This is a genomic window from Methylosinus sp. H3A, assembly GCF_015709455.1.
In the GTDB taxonomy this organism is placed as follows: domain Bacteria; phylum Pseudomonadota; class Alphaproteobacteria; order Rhizobiales; family Beijerinckiaceae; genus Methylosinus.
The window spans coordinates 108,775-124,233 of sequence record NZ_JADNQW010000003.1; the positions used below are offsets into that span (position 1 = coordinate 108,775).

Consider the following 15,459-nt stretch of genomic DNA (forward strand, 5'->3'; position numbering starts at 1 on the left):
TCTCGCACGAAAACGCATTCGTCCCGAGTTCGTCATCGCATGGTCGTTATGGCGACGAGCGCACCAAGCCGAAGCAAGGCGAGCCCATCTCAAAAAGCAACTGTAATGTTAATTCGGGCGCTCATGAATAATTCGCTCCAATTGCTTATTGTTGGTCTGAAATTCGCTTTCGTTCGAAACATGTGCGGCGGCGGGCCTTGGCGTCAACCGCTCACGGCCGTCATTTCTTCCGGGCTCAAGCCGGTCGCACCGCCGTCGATTTCGAGCACGCGCGCCCCATCGACCAACGCCAGCTTCGACCGCGCTGCGCGCGTCGCCCGCAACATCCATTCCTTCTGGCGTGCGCTCAAGCCTTGGGCGTCATTCACGACCAGCACGTCCGTCGCCGCCAGCCGATCCTGCTTCTTCTTCCATCGGCCCAGCAGCCCGTGGACCCCGACGCTCTTGATGCCCGACTTCTTCTCGAACGCCTTCGCCGTCTCATATGTCAAGCCTACTCCGCGGAGCCGCAGTCCCGCTCGCTCCCATTGCGAGATTGCCTCCGCCAACGTCCTGCCCGTCTCCGTCGTGTCGACGCCGCCCGAAGCCGCGGCGGCGACTCTGCTTTCGTCGGATGCGCATTGCACTGTCGCGGCGAGGCTGCGCGTGCTGAAACTTTCGCCGTCCGCGAGCCGGACCAGCCCGATCGAACATTCCACGCGCGCCAGCGCCGTGTCGAACTGCTCTTTTCCGGCTGTGTTTCTGCTCACGAACGCGATCATTTCGCCGTACGTGAATGTCGCGCCCGCGCGCGTCAATGCACGCAGCGCCAGGTCGGGTTCACCGAGCAGTCGCTCGCCGTTGCGCCACGCGATTTCATAGTTCTCCGCCAGGCGCTCGCTTTCGGCGTCGTCGAAAAGTGGTTCGAGCTCTCGGCCGCGCGCCGCGTCCGCGCCCGCCCGGATCAACCGATCCCGGCCCGCGGCGAGAAGATATTTGTTCGAGAGCATCGCCCAGCGCTCGCGCCATTGCATGAGGAGCTTCGGCCCATGCCAATCGTCCAGCTTCTTCCCGAAACCATCCGACCCGATCTCGCGCATCGACAACAGGGCATGAAGATACACGCGCGTATGTCCATCGGCGCCTACCGCCCGATGCAGGTTCACGTCCACCACCCGTCCGCGCTCGACGAAGAGCGGCGTCACGAATTCCCTGCAGAGCCCCACCTCGTCGCCAGCAGGAAGAGCTTCGGGCAGCGCCGCCTCGATTTCTAGCGCGAGCTGCGCATTGCTGCGCGTCTCGACTGCTTCGACTTCGTTCCAGAGGATCTCTCGCTCAGCCCACCGAGCATCTGCGCCGAGAGGCAGCAAGATCTCCGAATGAATGAGGTCGCTCCCGGCGGAAAAGTCCACCTCGCGAAGTGTCTTCGCGTCCTTCAGCCTCGATCGCGAGCAATACGCCGCCGCCGAAATCACACTGCGCCCTTCGGACCGCCGAACCGAGCCGACGTTAAGAAAATGTATCGCCATTTCGAATTCCTCGTCGCGCGTCGCTCCAGCCCGTGCCGGAAATTCCGACGCGCGTCCGAGAGGCTCCGCGAAATCGGCGCGAATCTCGACGCGAGAAAATCGAAATTCGAACTCGGCCGATTGGCGCGGCCGACCGCGACTCCTGCTGCGGCCGGTCGTCCGCGCGCTACGCCGCGAACAATCGCCGAGCACAAAATGCCGTAATCGCCTGAAGAAGAAAGGTGAAAACTCGATTGCCACCATCGGGGCGCGGCCGCAAGGGCAAGTCGAGGCGCGCAAAGCGCGCCCCTTGCCCCCGCGCCCCGACGGCGGCTCAGCGGGAAAGTGTTCGAGGAATAGTCCCGAACGAAACAGGAGACGCTTCGATCTTCGACAAGCTCTCTCCTCAACCGCGGGAGCCCATCATGACCGTCAGCTTCTATCCCTACGTCTTCGACGCCGTTGCCGAACGGTACGTCCTCGCCGGAGCCGAGAACGGGACTTTCGAACTTTCCAACGCGAACGCTTTCGATCTTCTCTCCATCTTAGGATTCGAAGACCTGTGGTCCGCGCCCCCACAACCCATTGCCGCTTTCCTCGGCCGTCTCACCGCTGCTTTACGGAAATCCACCGGACGCCCTTCCGCGGAAATTCCCGTGACGGTCGACGAAATGCCCGGCCAGCTCATAGTTATCGATTGCGGTCGCTCTGAGGGCTACCTCAATCGACGGCTCCATGAGCTTGCCATCCTCGTCCAACAAAGCAAGGAAGCCGGAGCGACCCATGTCGGCTGGGGATGACCCCCCGAAATCCCGGGCAAATACGCCGCGTCCTCGTCTCGCCGCCCCCTTCTTCTATCTCTCCGTCCATGATAGGATTTACACCATGAGCGCTGCAGCAATTCTCAAACTCCAGGCCTCTGGCTTCTCCGTCGAGCAAGTCTCGGCGCTCGCCGAATTGGTTGACACTCAGGCCGCGACCAAAGCCGATGTCGAGGCCGCCAGCCATAAGTTCGATCAGAAAATCGAGGCTACCGGACATAAGCTCGACCAGAAAATCGACGGCGTCGAGCACCGCCTCGAGCTCAAGATCGGCGAATTGAAGTCCGACCTCGAAGCCACAGAGCGTCGCCTCGATCAGAAAATCGACGGCGTGGAGCATCGCCTCGAGCTGAAAATCGAAGGCCTCGATCGGAAAATCACCGAGACAAACGCCAACACCCTCAAATGGGTCATCGGCGCAATCGGATTTCAGACCCTCGTCTTGGTCGGAACCATCGTCGGAGCCGTGGCCGCCCTCACGAGATTCATTCCGGCCGCTCCGATTCTCCACCAATAGGCGAATTCCGATAAATCGGAACCGCGCTCTACTCGCGCCGCGCGCGGCGCTCACCGAGCCGTCGCAAGCGACGTCTCGGCCGTTCCGGTCACGATCGCTTTCTCGCGAACCGATCCGACGCGCGAACAATCCCTGCATTCCAAAGGCCTGACGACGGCTGTTTCTCCCCAGCGCGCTCCCGCGCGCGGACGAGTTTCCGCACATGCGTCCGCATGCGGTTTTCAGAACGAAGATTCGCTTCCCTCACTATGAAGAGGCGGGCGTGCGGAGAGGCGGGTGCCTTTCAATCCCGCCGCTCGGGCCGGGCGCCCCATCGGAAGCGCGTCGGATTTGCGCTCGCCGCGATCTCGCGGCGCCGTGGGCCTTCAAAATCCCGCCGATGCGATCGGCGAGACGGCTCCACGGTCGGCGGCAGGCGTAGCCCTGCATGGCTCGGCGCGAAGGCGAGCGCTGGCCAAGGGTCTCTCGCACGGCGGGCGCGACCTCGTCGCTGTCGATGGCGAGCGCGCTGTCGGGGTGGAAGCCTCGTCGCTGTCTCCGAGAAAGCGGGTTCCCGGCAGTGCGCGCCTCGGTCCGTCCGATGCGCTGATGTGCTGGGTCGGCGGAGTCGTCGAGCGCTGTGGGCGGTCCGGTCGCGGCGCGCGTCATGGGCCGCGGGTGGTCGGCGGGGAATCGAGGCCGAGGCCGCGGCAATCGACGGTTCGTCGCGCGCGTCGGCAGTCGTCGGCGCGCTCCGGTCGATCGAAGGTTCGGCGGGATGCGGCTCGCAGTCGCGGCGTTCGGGAGATCACGCTCGGTCTCGACGATCGCATGATTTCTCTGGGGGCGTTTCGCTCGGCAGGCCCGATACGTCGGTTTGCCCCCTCGGTTTTGTTGCGTCCCTAAGCCTGGCCGACCGGCCCCGCAACGGCGGCCCCCGACTTTTTTCCGCCGATGCCGGGGCAGTTCATTTTTTGACCGGCGCAAGCGCCGGATCTCTTTTCCTTGCCCCGGACATCTTTGCATCGCGAAGCAAAAAAGTCGGCGTCTCGCCGTCCTCCGCTTTGCTACGGCCCGCGCCGCCGCCCGATGGGCGCCGGACGCGGGTGCAGGCCCGCTCTCTTGGCCAGGCTTTCAGGGACCGCACCGAGGGGAACAAACCGGCATCGGGCCGGCGAAACCCCCGGCCCAGAAAATCAGGATCACGATCATGACCAAGCGTCCCCAAACGTCCGCTGCGAAACGCAATAAGCCCGCTCGTCCCCCGATCTCCCTCGAGAGCGCGCGCCTCCTCTGCCCCAACGACGCGATCGCGACAAACGTCGCCGCGGCCTTCGCCCTCTCCGTGCCCGACTTTTCCGGGATCCGCGAAGCCCACGACACGCTGCTCCGCAAGACCTGGACCGCCTTCGACGAAGCGCTCAACGAGACCGCCACCAAGATGCACTTTCAGCGCCTCGTCGGAACCTACGTCGCTTCCGCCCAGGGAGCCGGACGCTTCTACTCCGAAAAGGTGACGGAGGCCCGAACCCTCACCGCCAAGCTCGCCAACGAAGCCCGCGACGAGGATCGCGACGCACCTGCCGGCTTCGAGTCCAAGGCCCAGCGCGCTCGCCAGTTCGCCGCCGATCTCGCCATCCAGGCCTACGCCCTCCTCGCCGCCGCCGAGGGAGCCGTCGAGGCCTATCTCCAAATCACCGGCGAAGATTGGAAGCCCTACGTCGCCCACAGCGAGACCGAAAGCGTCGAGCGTAAGTCCGCCGCCGCCGAATTGGGAGCCTTCGGCTGAGCCCGAGCGGCGGGGATCGAAAGGTCCCCGCCTCCCTCTCTCGTGATCTCGATGGAGAACGACATGTTCGACTTCACCAAGCTCCGCCGCCCGAACGCAGCCGAGCAGCGCGAGCAGGAACAGCGCCGCCGCGCCGACGCCATCGCCGCCGACCACACCCGTCGCCTCCTGCGTTCCCGCGACGCCCTCCGCGTCACCCTCACCGATCACCCCGAGGCCCGCTTCACCATCGCCGGCGACCGTGCCGTCCATTTCTATGGCGACCAGCCGAACGGCCGCGAGGCCCGCGCCGTCTGGTATGCCCCCGATCACATGAGCCGCGACGAATTCGACGCGATCGTCGCCGGATATGCGATCGGCGCAACGCTCGACCTGCGCGGCTATTGGAAGCCCTTCAATGGCAATTCGGGAACGAGCTTCACCTTTGTCGCCCAGTTCGTGAAAGCCGCCGATGGCGCCGAGCCCGTGGAGCGAAAATCGCCCGACGCCGAAATCGCCGCCTTCGACGCTTGACGTAAAATGTGCGGGAGCCGCAAGGCTTCCGCATTTCAATGACGTATCCACCCGACGAGGAGAGCGACCCATGCAGCTCACCGCTCGCGTCGCCACCACGAAAGTAATCGCTATGCCTCTCTCCCGCCGGCCCATCGCCCGCCCGATCAACCAGGCCGCCCGCGCCCTGCGCCGACGCGCCGCCAACGCCGGCGCCGAGATCGCTCTCGACGCCCGCCCCAAAATCGTCGCGCCGAAAAAAGGCAAGGGCTCCTATCGCCGCGTCAGACAGAAGCCTCCCGACCCCGAATGACCGAGCGCCCGCAGCGCTTCGGATTCGCTACTCTGACAGGAGACGCGCGAATGAACGCCCGCGATTCCCGACGAGCCTTCCCCGATCGAGACGCCTCCCCCGCGGCCGCCGCACCCGACCAAAACCGGGCCCCTTCGGGGAGCGTCCGCCTCGGCAACAAGCGCAAGGGCGCCGCCGCGAAGCCGCGCCCCGGCGAAACCGTCGTCGATATCGACAGATGCAATCCGATCCTCGGCAATCCCTTCATTCTCCAAAATCACCGCGACGACGCCCGCCGCGCCGAAGTCATCAAGCTCTACAAGAAGAAATACGACGCCGACATCGCGCGCGGCGGGCCGATGTCCGCCGCGACCGAAAAGCTCGCCGAGCGCGTGCGCGCCGGCGAGCGCCTCATCCTCATGTGCTGGTGTCACGGCGCCCCGCTCGACAAGCCGTGCCATGGCGATCTCATCAAGGCGCAAATCGAGAGAATTCTCACCTTCACATGTGTTTGAACCGCGCCGGCGAAGCGCCGGGCACGGAAAAAAGGAGAGGGGCAGACACGCGCCGCGCATCTGCCCCGCATCCGTGTCAGACCCGCCGGCTCGGCCTCAGCCCGAAAACGGCCACCATGTCAGCCACCGACGCTTCAGCTCGTCCGGCAAATCTCGCCACTCCCGCGGAGCCAGCGTCTCCAGCTTGCACACCCAGTCACCCGTCGGCTGACCCTGTATCGCCACCCGCATCGGCGTCTTCGCGCAACGCGCCAGTGATTGCAGCGCCGGCTCGTCCTGCAAGACGCGAATCTGATAGCCGGACCAGAAGCTCACACTCAGCAGCGCCAGCGCCGCCGCGCTCATCTTCATCGCGAAAATGCGCGTCCGGCGACGGTGGATATTGTTCTCCGCCAGCACCAGCCATTGCTGCGACTCGCTCGTCAGATTCTTCACCAAGTCCTTGCAGACGTTGCTGACGATCGTCTCCTGCACCACTTCCGCCTGCCGGATCGCCAGAGCCGCCATCCGGTTCGCCTCTCGAAGCCGCGCGATCTCCGCATCCGTCGCGCTCTGCGCGCCACGAACAATTTCCCGCATTTCGGCCACCGATCCCGCAACGAGCGACCCGAGCGCCCGCAGCGCCGCCATGAACACCGCGATGAACCGGCCCTCTGGATGGTTCGTCCGAACGCCCCAGCCGTGAGCCGCCTGCTCGACCTCGCGGATCGCGCCTTCGAGCGGCTCCGTAATCGTCGCCGCCTCGGACGCCTGAGCGCCTCCCGACCGATTGCTGTGATCCAACATGATCAAGCCTCCTTCGCCGCGGGCGTCCATGCGAGCGGAATCCCGCTCAACGCCTCGGCAAGCTCCTCCTCCAAGAAAATCTCCGTCCGAGCACGATCGAACAGCGACAGCAGCTCCTCGTCGCCCTCGAACCTCCCATCCGCAGCGTCGCGGAACGAGATCCCCAGATCCATGATCTCCGACATGCACGGAAGCGCTGGCATGGTGATCACCACCGCGCCCTTCGAAACCGCGTCCCGAACGACGCTATCCGTCATGATCTCCGCAAACGACTGAGCGATCGACTGACCCGACTGAACGAGCCCCGCGTTCAAAACGATGAGCGTCGCCTCGGGCATGAACACATCGGCCGCCGCCATATGTCGCAGATAATCGAGATCGGCCTTCTCCGGCCCGACGACATGAACCGCCACCGGCCGAATGCCCATGCGTTTCAGCAATCGAACGAGACGCGTCTCCTGCGCCAGCTTCAGCACGGTCGAATCCCCGCCGGGAAAGTCGATCAAGGCGTGAAATCGCCCCCGACTCTGATCCTGAATCCGATCCTCCAGCCAGCGCTTTCGGTCCTCGAAGGTGCTCCCCGGGCGCGGTTCGAGCGCGTCCATATGAAAACGCGACAGGCTGTGCGTCTCGTTTTGCTGGTCCGCATTCCAGACCTGCAACTGCCCGCCCGCCGACCGATAGTATTGAATGAGCGTCGTCGCCGTCGCCGTCTTCCCGACTCGACCCCGGCCCAGCATCATGATCAGCACGGGAAGCGCGGCCGCCTCGCCCGCCTTCGACGCGCCAGTGACCGCGGCTCCCGTGTCTTCGATTTGGTTTTCGACCTTTGCCATGGTGATAGCCTCCGCTTCTCGACCGCCGCCGTCTTGGCCGCGCCGACGCCGCAAACGTCGGCCGACCCTGCGCGAATATGAACTCGGATTTTTTTGTCCCTTCGTCATGGCTGCCTCGCCGTTTCGAACTCGACCAGAAGCACCTCGTCCTCGAGGACGAGCAGTCCCTGCGCTAAGCCCGTCCACTTGTCCGCCCGGCGCGCCTGCATCCCGCTCCACGCCATTGTCAGTTCGATCGCGCGCGGCGTCAGACGCCCGTCCTTCCCGATCTCGCTCATGCGTGTGCGAATGTCCGCCTCGGCCGCGACACGTTGCTGCACCGCCCGCTGGGGCTCGATCGGATGTCGCACCAGCCCCTCGCGAACCCCAGGCGCCCCCGCTTTCGGCAGGGCGAGCACGCGGCCGCCCCCGGCGCTGCTCGCGACCGCGCTCGCCGCGCCATTCGTCGCGACCATTGGCCGCAAGTCCGCTGGTTGTCGTGACGGGTAGCTCTTTCGCACCTCGGCGGCCGCTACCCGCGCCGCCTCGCTCGCTCTCGTCGCTTCGTCGCGCCGCTGCTTTTCACGCCGCGCCCGGAACCAGGTTTTTCGGGCGTTCGCCTCCGACACCGGCTTGCCCGTCGTGTCGCCCATTCCCATCGCCGCGAATTCCGCGCACAAACCCCGCCAGTCCATTCGCGTTCCGCTCGACGCCTCAGCGATCCGATCGTGGTTTTCGAGCATCCACCAGAACAGCGCTGATCGATTCGCCGGCCGGGCGATCAGCCCGAGAACCCGTTCCGTCTTCTTCTGCATCGCGCACTGACCCCCGCGGCTTGCAAATTCGCTCTTGACGGGTCACCGTGAGTCGCGTCTGCGCGAATGAGAAGCAGCGCGTCCCGCGCTCCGGCCGCCATCGCGGCCCGCTTCTTGCTGACGCCCCCGCCGAGCGGGACGCTTCCGAGACGCCTTCGAGACAGACCCGGGACAGCAACGGGACGGTAAAAACAACCATTATGGACCATTGCACCGTTGGTGCCGGACGCCCCTCCGGGGCGCTCAGAACCGAACCGGCGAACATCACACGCAAGGCGCGCTGACGCGCAGAAAAATACGCAGAAGTTGAATTTGAAGGGGCCGCCGGCGTGGAATTCGGCGCGCGCGGCGCGGTCCGATAATTTTTTTGGCGCGAATTTCCGGCCGCCGCGGCGCTTCATATTCGCGCACACCACTCGCAAGCTGATTCTCGCGGCGCCTGGGCGCAGCCCCGGGCGCAGAGCGGCTGTTCGGAAAACAGCCGTGATTTCAAATGCGAGGTGGAAAATGTCAAATCATCAAAACCACGATGCCGGCGGTCCGGTGGAAAACCTGCCCGTCGAAAGTCTCGTCTCCATCGCGGATGGCGCCGTGCTCGCGGACAGTCGCCAAGTCGCCGATGTGTTCGGCAAACGACACGATAATGTCCTGCGCGACATCGATGGGCTGCTCCAGTCCTCAAAATTGAGGGATGTGCAGAAACAATGGTTTATGGAGACGTCGCTCCCTCACCCGACAGTGCCGGGTCACTCCATTCGCTCGTTCGCCATGACCCGCGACGGTTTTACGCTTCTCGCTTTCGGCTTCACGGGCGACGAAGCGTTGGGGTGGAAAATAAAATATATCGACGCCTTCAACGCTATGGAGACCGAGCTCGGCCTCCAGCGCGCCGTCGGCTCCGAGGAGCCCGTACCCGCGTCGGCGGAATTCCTCGAGCATTGCCGCCGGCGATTCAAGGATATCTTCTCCGGCGACTTCATCAGCCCGGACTACCTGCTCAAGATCCTGTTCGTCGGAAATATCCCCTACACCGGCGACAGGCGCTTCCCGCTGCTCGCGAAAGAATCCTGCGAGGCGCTCGGGATCGGCAATAAGGACGCCGCCCTCGGGCGTCTTCCTCCGCTGGCCAAAGGGTTCGTCACCGTCGATTTCGGCGGTGGGCCGACCGAGCGCGAAGCAATCACGGAAGCGGCTCTCTATGCGCTCGCGTTCGATCGTCGCCAGCTCAACACTGCGTGGCCCGCCGGTCCCGGCGGTCTTTTTCCCTACGACATCGCAGCGAAGAGCGATGCAGTCGCCCTCTCCTATCAGATCAAGACGCTCGAGAGCTACTTCCGGTCCTTCCGAGAGTCGGTCTCGCCGGGAACGGGTCTCGAGGAAATACCGGCGTTCCATAATTTCGAACGGGTGATCTCGAGCGCCGCCCAAGCCGCGGACCAGCAGCTCACGGTCGGCTTGCCGCGGCGAGGACATTGATCTTTCGAAAAAAGATCACGTCACCGAACCAGAAGGGCGAGTGGTTCTCTGCAGCTTTCCAGCTTCTCGGCGCGCGGGTCATCCTGCCCGTCGAGGAGACATCCGCGCTCCAAAATTGCTGATGCGCGCTCGACCCTGGCGGCTGCGTCGACTTATTTCGACGCAGCCGTCGCGGCGAGGCGGCTGTAGAGATTCCATCAGCAAAAATCCCGGCTTTTCACTCGTATCGAGCCCCGGCTGCGGAGCTGGTCGCCCCGGCCATGCGGGAAAGGAAACGTCTCGTCCCGGCGGCCCACGCTGGCGAGGTCGGCCGAGAGGTCCGCGATGCGCTGCGCGACCAGATGAACGACGTCGCCCTCGCGCTGCACGCGGCCGTACGCCGCCATCATGCCGGCCGACAGGATGGCGCGCCGGTTCGCCTCGAGCACCTTCGCCCAGATCACGAGATTGGCGATGCCGGTCTCGTCCTCCAAGGTGACGAACATGACCCCTTTGGCGCTGCCTGGACGCTGGCGGACGAGGACGATGCCGGCGGCTTCCAGCCAGCGGCCGTCGCGCGCCGCCATGGCCTCGGCGCAGGTGACGATGCCGCGGCGCCGGAGATCCTCGCGGAGGAAGCTGAGCGGGTGCGCCCTCAATGTCAGTCCGACATGGCCATAGTCCTCGACGACCTCGCGGCCCGCCGTCATCGGTCGCAATGTCACGACCGGCTCGCTCACCTCGGGCACGAATTCCGCCTCCCGCGCGGAGGCGGCGGCGAAGAGCGGCAGCGGCTCGTCCCGCAGCGCCTTGATCGCCCATAGCGCCTCGCGGCGGGCGAGCCCCAGGGCCGGACGGAAGGCGTCGGCTTCGGCGAGATGGACCAGAGCGGCGGAAGGGACGCCGGCGCGCCGCCAGAGATCGTCGACCGAGGCGAAGGGCCGGTCGGCGCGTGCGGCGACGATGGCGCCGCCATGGGCGTTGGCGAGACCCCTGACCATGCGCAGGCCGAGGCGCACCGCGAAGCGGCTGTCGTCCTCGGTCGGCTCCAGCGCGCAATCCCAGCGCGAGGCGTTGACGCAGACCGGCCGCACATCGACTCCATGCGCGACCGCGTCCCTGACGATCTGGGCCGGCGCATAAAAGCCCATGGGCTGAGCGTTCAGCAACGCCGCGCAGAACACATCGGGATGCCAGCATTTCAGCCAGGCGCTGGCATAGGCGATGAGCGCAAAAGAGGCCGCGTGCGATTCCGGAAACCCGTAAGAGCCGAAGCCTTCGAGCTGACGGAAGGTTTGCTCGGCGAAGTCGCGCTCATAGCCGCGGTCGACCATTCCTTCGATCAGCTTCTGCTTGAATCCGGAGACGCCGCCGGTGAATTTGAAAGTGGCCATGGATTTGCGCAACATGTCGGCTTCGCCGGGCGTGAAGCCGGCGCACTCGATCGCCACGCGCATGGCCTGTTCCTGAAAGAGCGGGACGCCCAAGGTCTTGCCGAGCACTTTTTCGAGCTCCGGCTTCGGGAAGACGACGGGCTCCAGCCCTTCCCGGCGGCGCAGATAGGGGTGGACCATGTCGCCTTGGATCGGTCCCGGCCGGACGATCGCGACCTGCACGACGAGATCGTAGAAGGTCCGCGGCTTCAGCCGCGGCAACATCGACATCTGCGCGCGGGACTCGATCTGAAAGGTTCCGAGCGTGTCGGCGCGCCGGATCATCGCATATGTGCGCGGGTCCTCGGCCGGGATGGCGGCGAGATCGAGATGGATTCCCTTGTGATCGGCAAGCATGTCGAGGCCGCGCTTCATGCAGCTCAGCATCCCCAGCGCTAGCACGTCGACCTTCATGAACTTCAAGGCGTCGATGTCGTCCTTGTCCCATTCGATCACTTGCCGCGCGTCCATCGCGGCCGGCTCGATCGGGACCAGCTCATCGAGCCTGTCCTGGGTGAGCACGAATCCGCCGGGATGCTGCGACAGATGCCGGGGCGTCCCCATGAGCTGACGCGCGAGGTCGAGCGCCAGGCGCAAACGCCGGTCGCCGAGGGCGCCGACGTTTACGTCCTCGGCGCCCTCCGATTGTTCCCAGACACGGCTCGACAGCGTTTCGACGATATCCTGGGTGAGGCCGAGCGCCTTGCCGACGTCGCGCATCGCGCCCTTGGCGCGATAGCGGATGACGGTCGAGCAAAGCGCCGCATGGTCGCGGCCATAAGTGTCGAACACCCACTGCATGACGATCTCGCGCCGTTCGTGCTCGAAATCGACATCGATGTCCGGCGGCTCGCGGCGCTCCTCGCTGACGAACCTCTCGAACAGGAGGTCGTTGCGGCCGGGATCGATCGAGGTGACGCCGAGCACATAGCAGACGGCGGAATTGGCGGCCGATCCACGACCCTGGCAGAGGATATCCCGGGAGCGGGCGAAGCGGACGATGCTGTTCACAGTGAGGAAATACGGCGCGTATCGAAGCTTCTCGATCAGGCCCAGCTCGTGCCGCAGGGACGCCTGGACGCTCTCAGGCACGCCTTCGGGATAGCGCGTTTCCGCGCCTTCCCAAACGAGCTTCTCCAGCGTCTCCTGCGGGGTGAGCGTCGGATCGTCGCGCTCCTCCGGATATTGGTAGGAAAGCTCCCCGAGGTCGAAGCGGCAACGCGCCGCGATCTCGATCGTGCGCGCGACCGCCTCGGGATTGCGCGGGAACAGCCGGCGCATTTCCTCGGGCGGCTTCATGTAGCGGTCGCCGTGCTCGCGCCGATCGCCCAGCTCGTCGATGGTGACGCCGTGGCGAATGCAGGTCACAACGTCCTGCAGCATGCGCCGGTCGGGCGCGTGATAGAGCACGTCATTGGTGACGACGCTCGGCACGCGCATCCGCGTGGCCATGGTCGACAGCTCGTGGATCCGAAGCTGGTCATTGGGGCGTCGACGAAGCGTCAGTGCGAGATAGGCGCGGTCGCCGAAGGCGTCGCGCAGCCGGCGCAATCGCAGGCCGCAGGTCTCATCGGCCTCGTCTGGAACGAGGACGCTGATAAGGCCATCGCCGTAGGCGACGAGATCGGCCCATTCGAGGATGCATTTCGCCTTGCCGCCGCGCTTCTTGCCGAGCGACAGCAGCCGGCAAAGGCGGCCATAGGCGGCGCGGTCGGTCGGATAGACCAGCACCGACATGCCGTCGATGAGATCGAGGCGACAGCCCACGATCAGGCGCACGCCGGTCGTCTTGGCGGCCTCGAATGCGCGCACGACGCCGGCCAGCGAGTTGCGGTCGACCACGGCGACCGCTTCGACGCCCTGAAGCGCCGCCTGGGCGAAAATCTCATCGCAGGATGACGCGCCGCGCAGAAACGAAAAATGCGATGTGACCTGCAGCTCGGCGTAGCGGATTCGGCCGCTCATCCGAACACTCCGTGCAGGAACCAGCGCTGCGAGCCGCTGTTGGGATCCTCGCCATCTCCGGAGCGGAAGATCCAATAGCGTTCGCCAGCGTCGTCCTCGACGCGGAAATAGTCACGCACGGCGGTCAGCTCGGCATCGCGCCGCCACCACTCGCCGCGGATGCGCTCGGGGCCGTCGGCCCGGCGGACGCGCCGCCTCACGCCACGCCAGGTGAAGGCGATCGGCGGGTGATCCGGCAGCGCGGCCATCGTCTCGATCGGCTCGGGCGATGGCAACAGCCGCGATGGCCGCGGCCAGCGTCCTTGCCATGTCTCGCCGGTGTCCGGCGCCATGGGCGGAATTCGGCGCACCGAGCGTTCGGGCGTCTCGGTGGCGACCGGCGCAGCTCGGTAGAGGCGCTGCTCACCGACGCGGTTGACGAGGGTATCGACGAGATCGGACACGTCCGGCGCTCCGTCATCGACCATCGCGGTCAGGGTCTGCTTTTCCGCGAGGGGCTCGGCCAGTGTCGCGGCGAGGCTGAGGGTTTCGATGCCGAAGCCGGGCTCGATCGTGTCGATCTTGTCGGTCAGCAGCCGCGTGAGGCGCTTCACGTCGCGCACCGGGATGGCGACCCCGATACGGACCGCCTGCACGCGATCGTCGACCCGGTGACAAATGAGGTCGAGGCGCTTGGCGCCCAGCCCCTTGGCCTCCAGTCCGGCGCAGAGCTGGACGACCAGCTCGCCGATATGGCGGGCGATGGTCTCGGCCGCGCCGATGGGCTCCGCGAAATTGCGCTTCACCTCGATCAGCTCGTCGGGTCGGATCGGCTCGATCGGCTCGCTGAGAATCCCGAGGGTCTGGTCTAGGCGGCGGCCGAGCTGCGGACCGAAGCGCAGCGTGAGCGGCGCGCGCGGCTGCGCGAGGAGATCGCCGATCCGCTCGAAGCCGAGAACATGGAGCGCCGCAACCATGTCGGCAGGCAGGCGAAGCGCGGCGAGCGGGAGGCCCGTCAGCACGGAACCCACATGGCCGCGCGGCGCGATCAGCACAGGCCGCGCGGCGTAGCGAGCCAAGGCGTGCGCCGCGCCCCAGCTGTCGGCGATCGCCGCACGCGCACGCACGCCGGACGAGGAGAGCCTGTCGATCAGGCCGGCGAGCATGGCTTCTTCGCCGCCGTGGAGATGATCGGCTCCGGTGGAGTCGATCACCAAGCCGTCCGGGGGATCGGCGGCGACGATCGGCGCGTAGCGTCGGAGCGCCCATAGCGCGAGACGGTCGAGGCCCTGGGCGTCGGCCGCGGCGTCGTGATCTCGAACGACGAGACCCTGCACGAGAATCCGCGCCTTGGCGGCTGGCATTCCGACGCGCGCGCCCGCAGCCATGGCCGCCGCGTCCGCGGCCCGCACCACCTGTCTCCTCCCGTCGTGACCGATCAGGACGAGCGGCGTCTCAGCCGGCGGCGCCGCGTCGCCAGCCTGCCGTCGAAGCCGGTCCGTGGGCCAGCTCGGCAGGAACAGCGAGACGACCCGAACCATCACACGCCTCCACTTCGAAATCCGCGCTTTCACCGGCGCGGACGCGGATCAGCTCCAGGAGCCAGCGGTGGCGGCCGACGCCGGGAACCGGCAGAGCGGCCGAGGGCGTGACCGAGACGCGCCATCTGGTCGCCGCGGCAGTCGGCTGACCGAAGTCGACCGCTTCGGATTGCCGGCGCCAGCGCCGCAACGCGAGTCCGATCGAGCCGCTTCCCTCGGCGCAGAGCTGGAGACGCCGGGACGCGGTCATGTCGAGACGCGCGACTTCTCCGACGACCGCGCCGAGACCGCCGTGCCGCAAGCCTTCCTCGACACATGCGAGCACTGTCTTGTCATTGCCGGCCTCGACATAGATCACGCGATCGGGCGCCAAGCCCGCTTGCGCGAGGGCCGGGGCGAAAAGGTCGGATCGCGTTATGACCCAGAGAACCTTGCCTTTCGTGCGGGTCGCGATCCCGGCGGCGAACAGCGCCGCGGCCGCGCCGTCCACTGCGCCATTGCCGCCGCCAGCGATCTCATGGAGCGCGCCGAGGGGGAGACCACCGCCCGGAAGGCGCGCGTCGATGTCGGCGATTCCGAACGGAAGGACCGATTTGACGCGCCGCGCCCGGCCTTCGATCTTCTCGATCTGCGCGCGCAACGACTCTATGGCGGGCTCGTGCCGCAATCGCCTTCTCGACCTCTGGGTGTGGGTTCAACGTCATGTTCTCTAAATGTTCTCCCCTTCGAGGTCGGGAGTCAAGAGGACGGGGTTGCGGATATTTCTCTGCGAGGAAGG

At 65.8% G+C, this 15,459-nt stretch carries 14 protein-coding genes; 7 read left to right on the forward strand and 7 right to left on the reverse strand.

Translation table 11 applies throughout. The features are described 5' to 3' along the window. Positions 1-203: 203 nt before the first annotated feature. Positions 204-1,508 (reverse strand): MobA/MobL family protein, encoded by a 1,305-nt coding sequence (locus IY145_RS01420; protein ID WP_196406598.1) that lies wholly within the window; start codon positions 1,506-1,508, stop codon positions 204-206. Positions 1,509-1,912: 404 nt separating this feature from the next. On the opposite strand from IY145_RS01420, the gene IY145_RS01425 reads away from it, so the two are divergent. The 6 genes from IY145_RS01425 (at position 1,913) to IY145_RS01450 (ending at position 5,892) form a co-directional block, all read left to right on the forward strand. Next, positions 1,913-2,287, forward strand: a complete 375-nt coding sequence (locus IY145_RS01425; protein ID WP_024882062.1) for a hypothetical protein — start codon at positions 1,913-1,915, stop codon at positions 2,285-2,287. An 85-nt stretch (positions 2,288-2,372) separates the two neighbouring features. Continuing rightward, entirely contained in the window at positions 2,373-2,825 is a 453-nt protein-coding gene (locus IY145_RS01430; protein WP_196406599.1) for a coiled-coil domain-containing protein, read from the forward strand. Positions 2,826-4,014: 1,189 nt separating this feature from the next. Further along, positions 4,015-4,593 (forward strand): hypothetical protein, encoded by a 579-nt coding sequence (locus IY145_RS01435; protein WP_196406600.1) that lies wholly within the window; start codon positions 4,015-4,017, stop codon positions 4,591-4,593. 63 nt (positions 4,594-4,656) lie between these two features. Continuing rightward, positions 4,657-5,106 (forward strand): hypothetical protein, encoded by a 450-nt coding sequence (locus tag IY145_RS01440; protein ID WP_196406601.1) that lies wholly within the window; start codon positions 4,657-4,659, stop codon positions 5,104-5,106. Between the two features lie 70 nt (positions 5,107-5,176). After that, positions 5,177-5,398, forward strand: coding sequence for a hypothetical protein (locus tag IY145_RS01445; RefSeq protein ID WP_196406602.1), 222 nt, complete (start codon positions 5,177-5,179; stop codon positions 5,396-5,398). Between the two features lie 50 nt (positions 5,399-5,448). Then, entirely contained in the window at positions 5,449-5,892 is a 444-nt protein-coding gene (locus IY145_RS01450) for a DUF4326 domain-containing protein (RefSeq protein WP_196406603.1), read from the forward strand. A 96-nt stretch (positions 5,893-5,988) separates the two neighbouring features. Here IY145_RS01450 and IY145_RS01455 read toward each other — a convergent pair whose 3' ends face one another. The 3 genes from IY145_RS01455 to IY145_RS01465 form a co-directional block, all read right to left on the reverse strand. Further along, positions 5,989-6,678 carry a hypothetical protein gene (locus tag IY145_RS01455; protein ID WP_196406604.1) on the reverse strand — a complete coding sequence of 230 codons (690 nt, stop codon included), beginning with the start codon at positions 6,676-6,678 and terminating at the stop codon, positions 5,989-5,991. 2 nt (positions 6,679-6,680) lie between these two features. Beyond that, the gene (locus IY145_RS01460) at positions 6,681-7,514 is read right to left on the reverse strand and encodes a hypothetical protein (RefSeq protein WP_196406605.1); all 834 of its coding nucleotides are present in this window, start codon (positions 7,512-7,514) and stop codon (positions 6,681-6,683) included. Between the two features lie 104 nt (positions 7,515-7,618). Continuing rightward, the gene (locus IY145_RS01465) at positions 7,619-8,308 is read right to left on the reverse strand and encodes a hypothetical protein (RefSeq protein WP_196406606.1); all 690 of its coding nucleotides are present in this window, start codon (positions 8,306-8,308) and stop codon (positions 7,619-7,621) included. Positions 8,309-8,815: 507 nt separating this feature from the next. Here IY145_RS01465 and IY145_RS01470 point away from each other — a divergent pair. Continuing rightward, positions 8,816-9,784 carry a Rha family transcriptional regulator gene (locus IY145_RS01470; protein WP_196406607.1) on the forward strand — a complete coding sequence of 323 codons (969 nt, stop codon included), beginning with the start codon at positions 8,816-8,818 and terminating at the stop codon, positions 9,782-9,784. A gap of 197 nt (positions 9,785-9,981) precedes the next feature. Here IY145_RS01470 and IY145_RS01475 read toward each other — a convergent pair whose 3' ends face one another. From IY145_RS01475 to IY145_RS01485, 3 genes are read right to left on the reverse strand one after another with little or no spacing between them, the layout of a single operon-like run. Then, positions 9,982-13,161 carry an error-prone DNA polymerase gene (locus IY145_RS01475; RefSeq protein ID WP_196406608.1) on the reverse strand — a complete coding sequence of 1,060 codons (3,180 nt, stop codon included), beginning with the start codon at positions 13,159-13,161 and terminating at the stop codon, positions 9,982-9,984. Then, positions 13,158-14,681, reverse strand: coding sequence for a Y-family DNA polymerase (locus IY145_RS01480; protein ID WP_196406609.1), 1,524 nt, complete (start codon positions 14,679-14,681; stop codon positions 13,158-13,160). Before IY145_RS01480 ends, IY145_RS01475 begins: the two co-directional genes overlap by 4 nt. Beyond that, positions 14,596-15,348 carry an ImuA family protein gene (locus IY145_RS01485; RefSeq protein WP_196406610.1) on the reverse strand — a complete coding sequence of 251 codons (753 nt, stop codon included), beginning with the start codon at positions 15,346-15,348 and terminating at the stop codon, positions 14,596-14,598. Before IY145_RS01485 ends, IY145_RS01480 begins: the two co-directional genes overlap by 86 nt. Positions 15,349-15,459 lie beyond the last annotated feature (111 nt).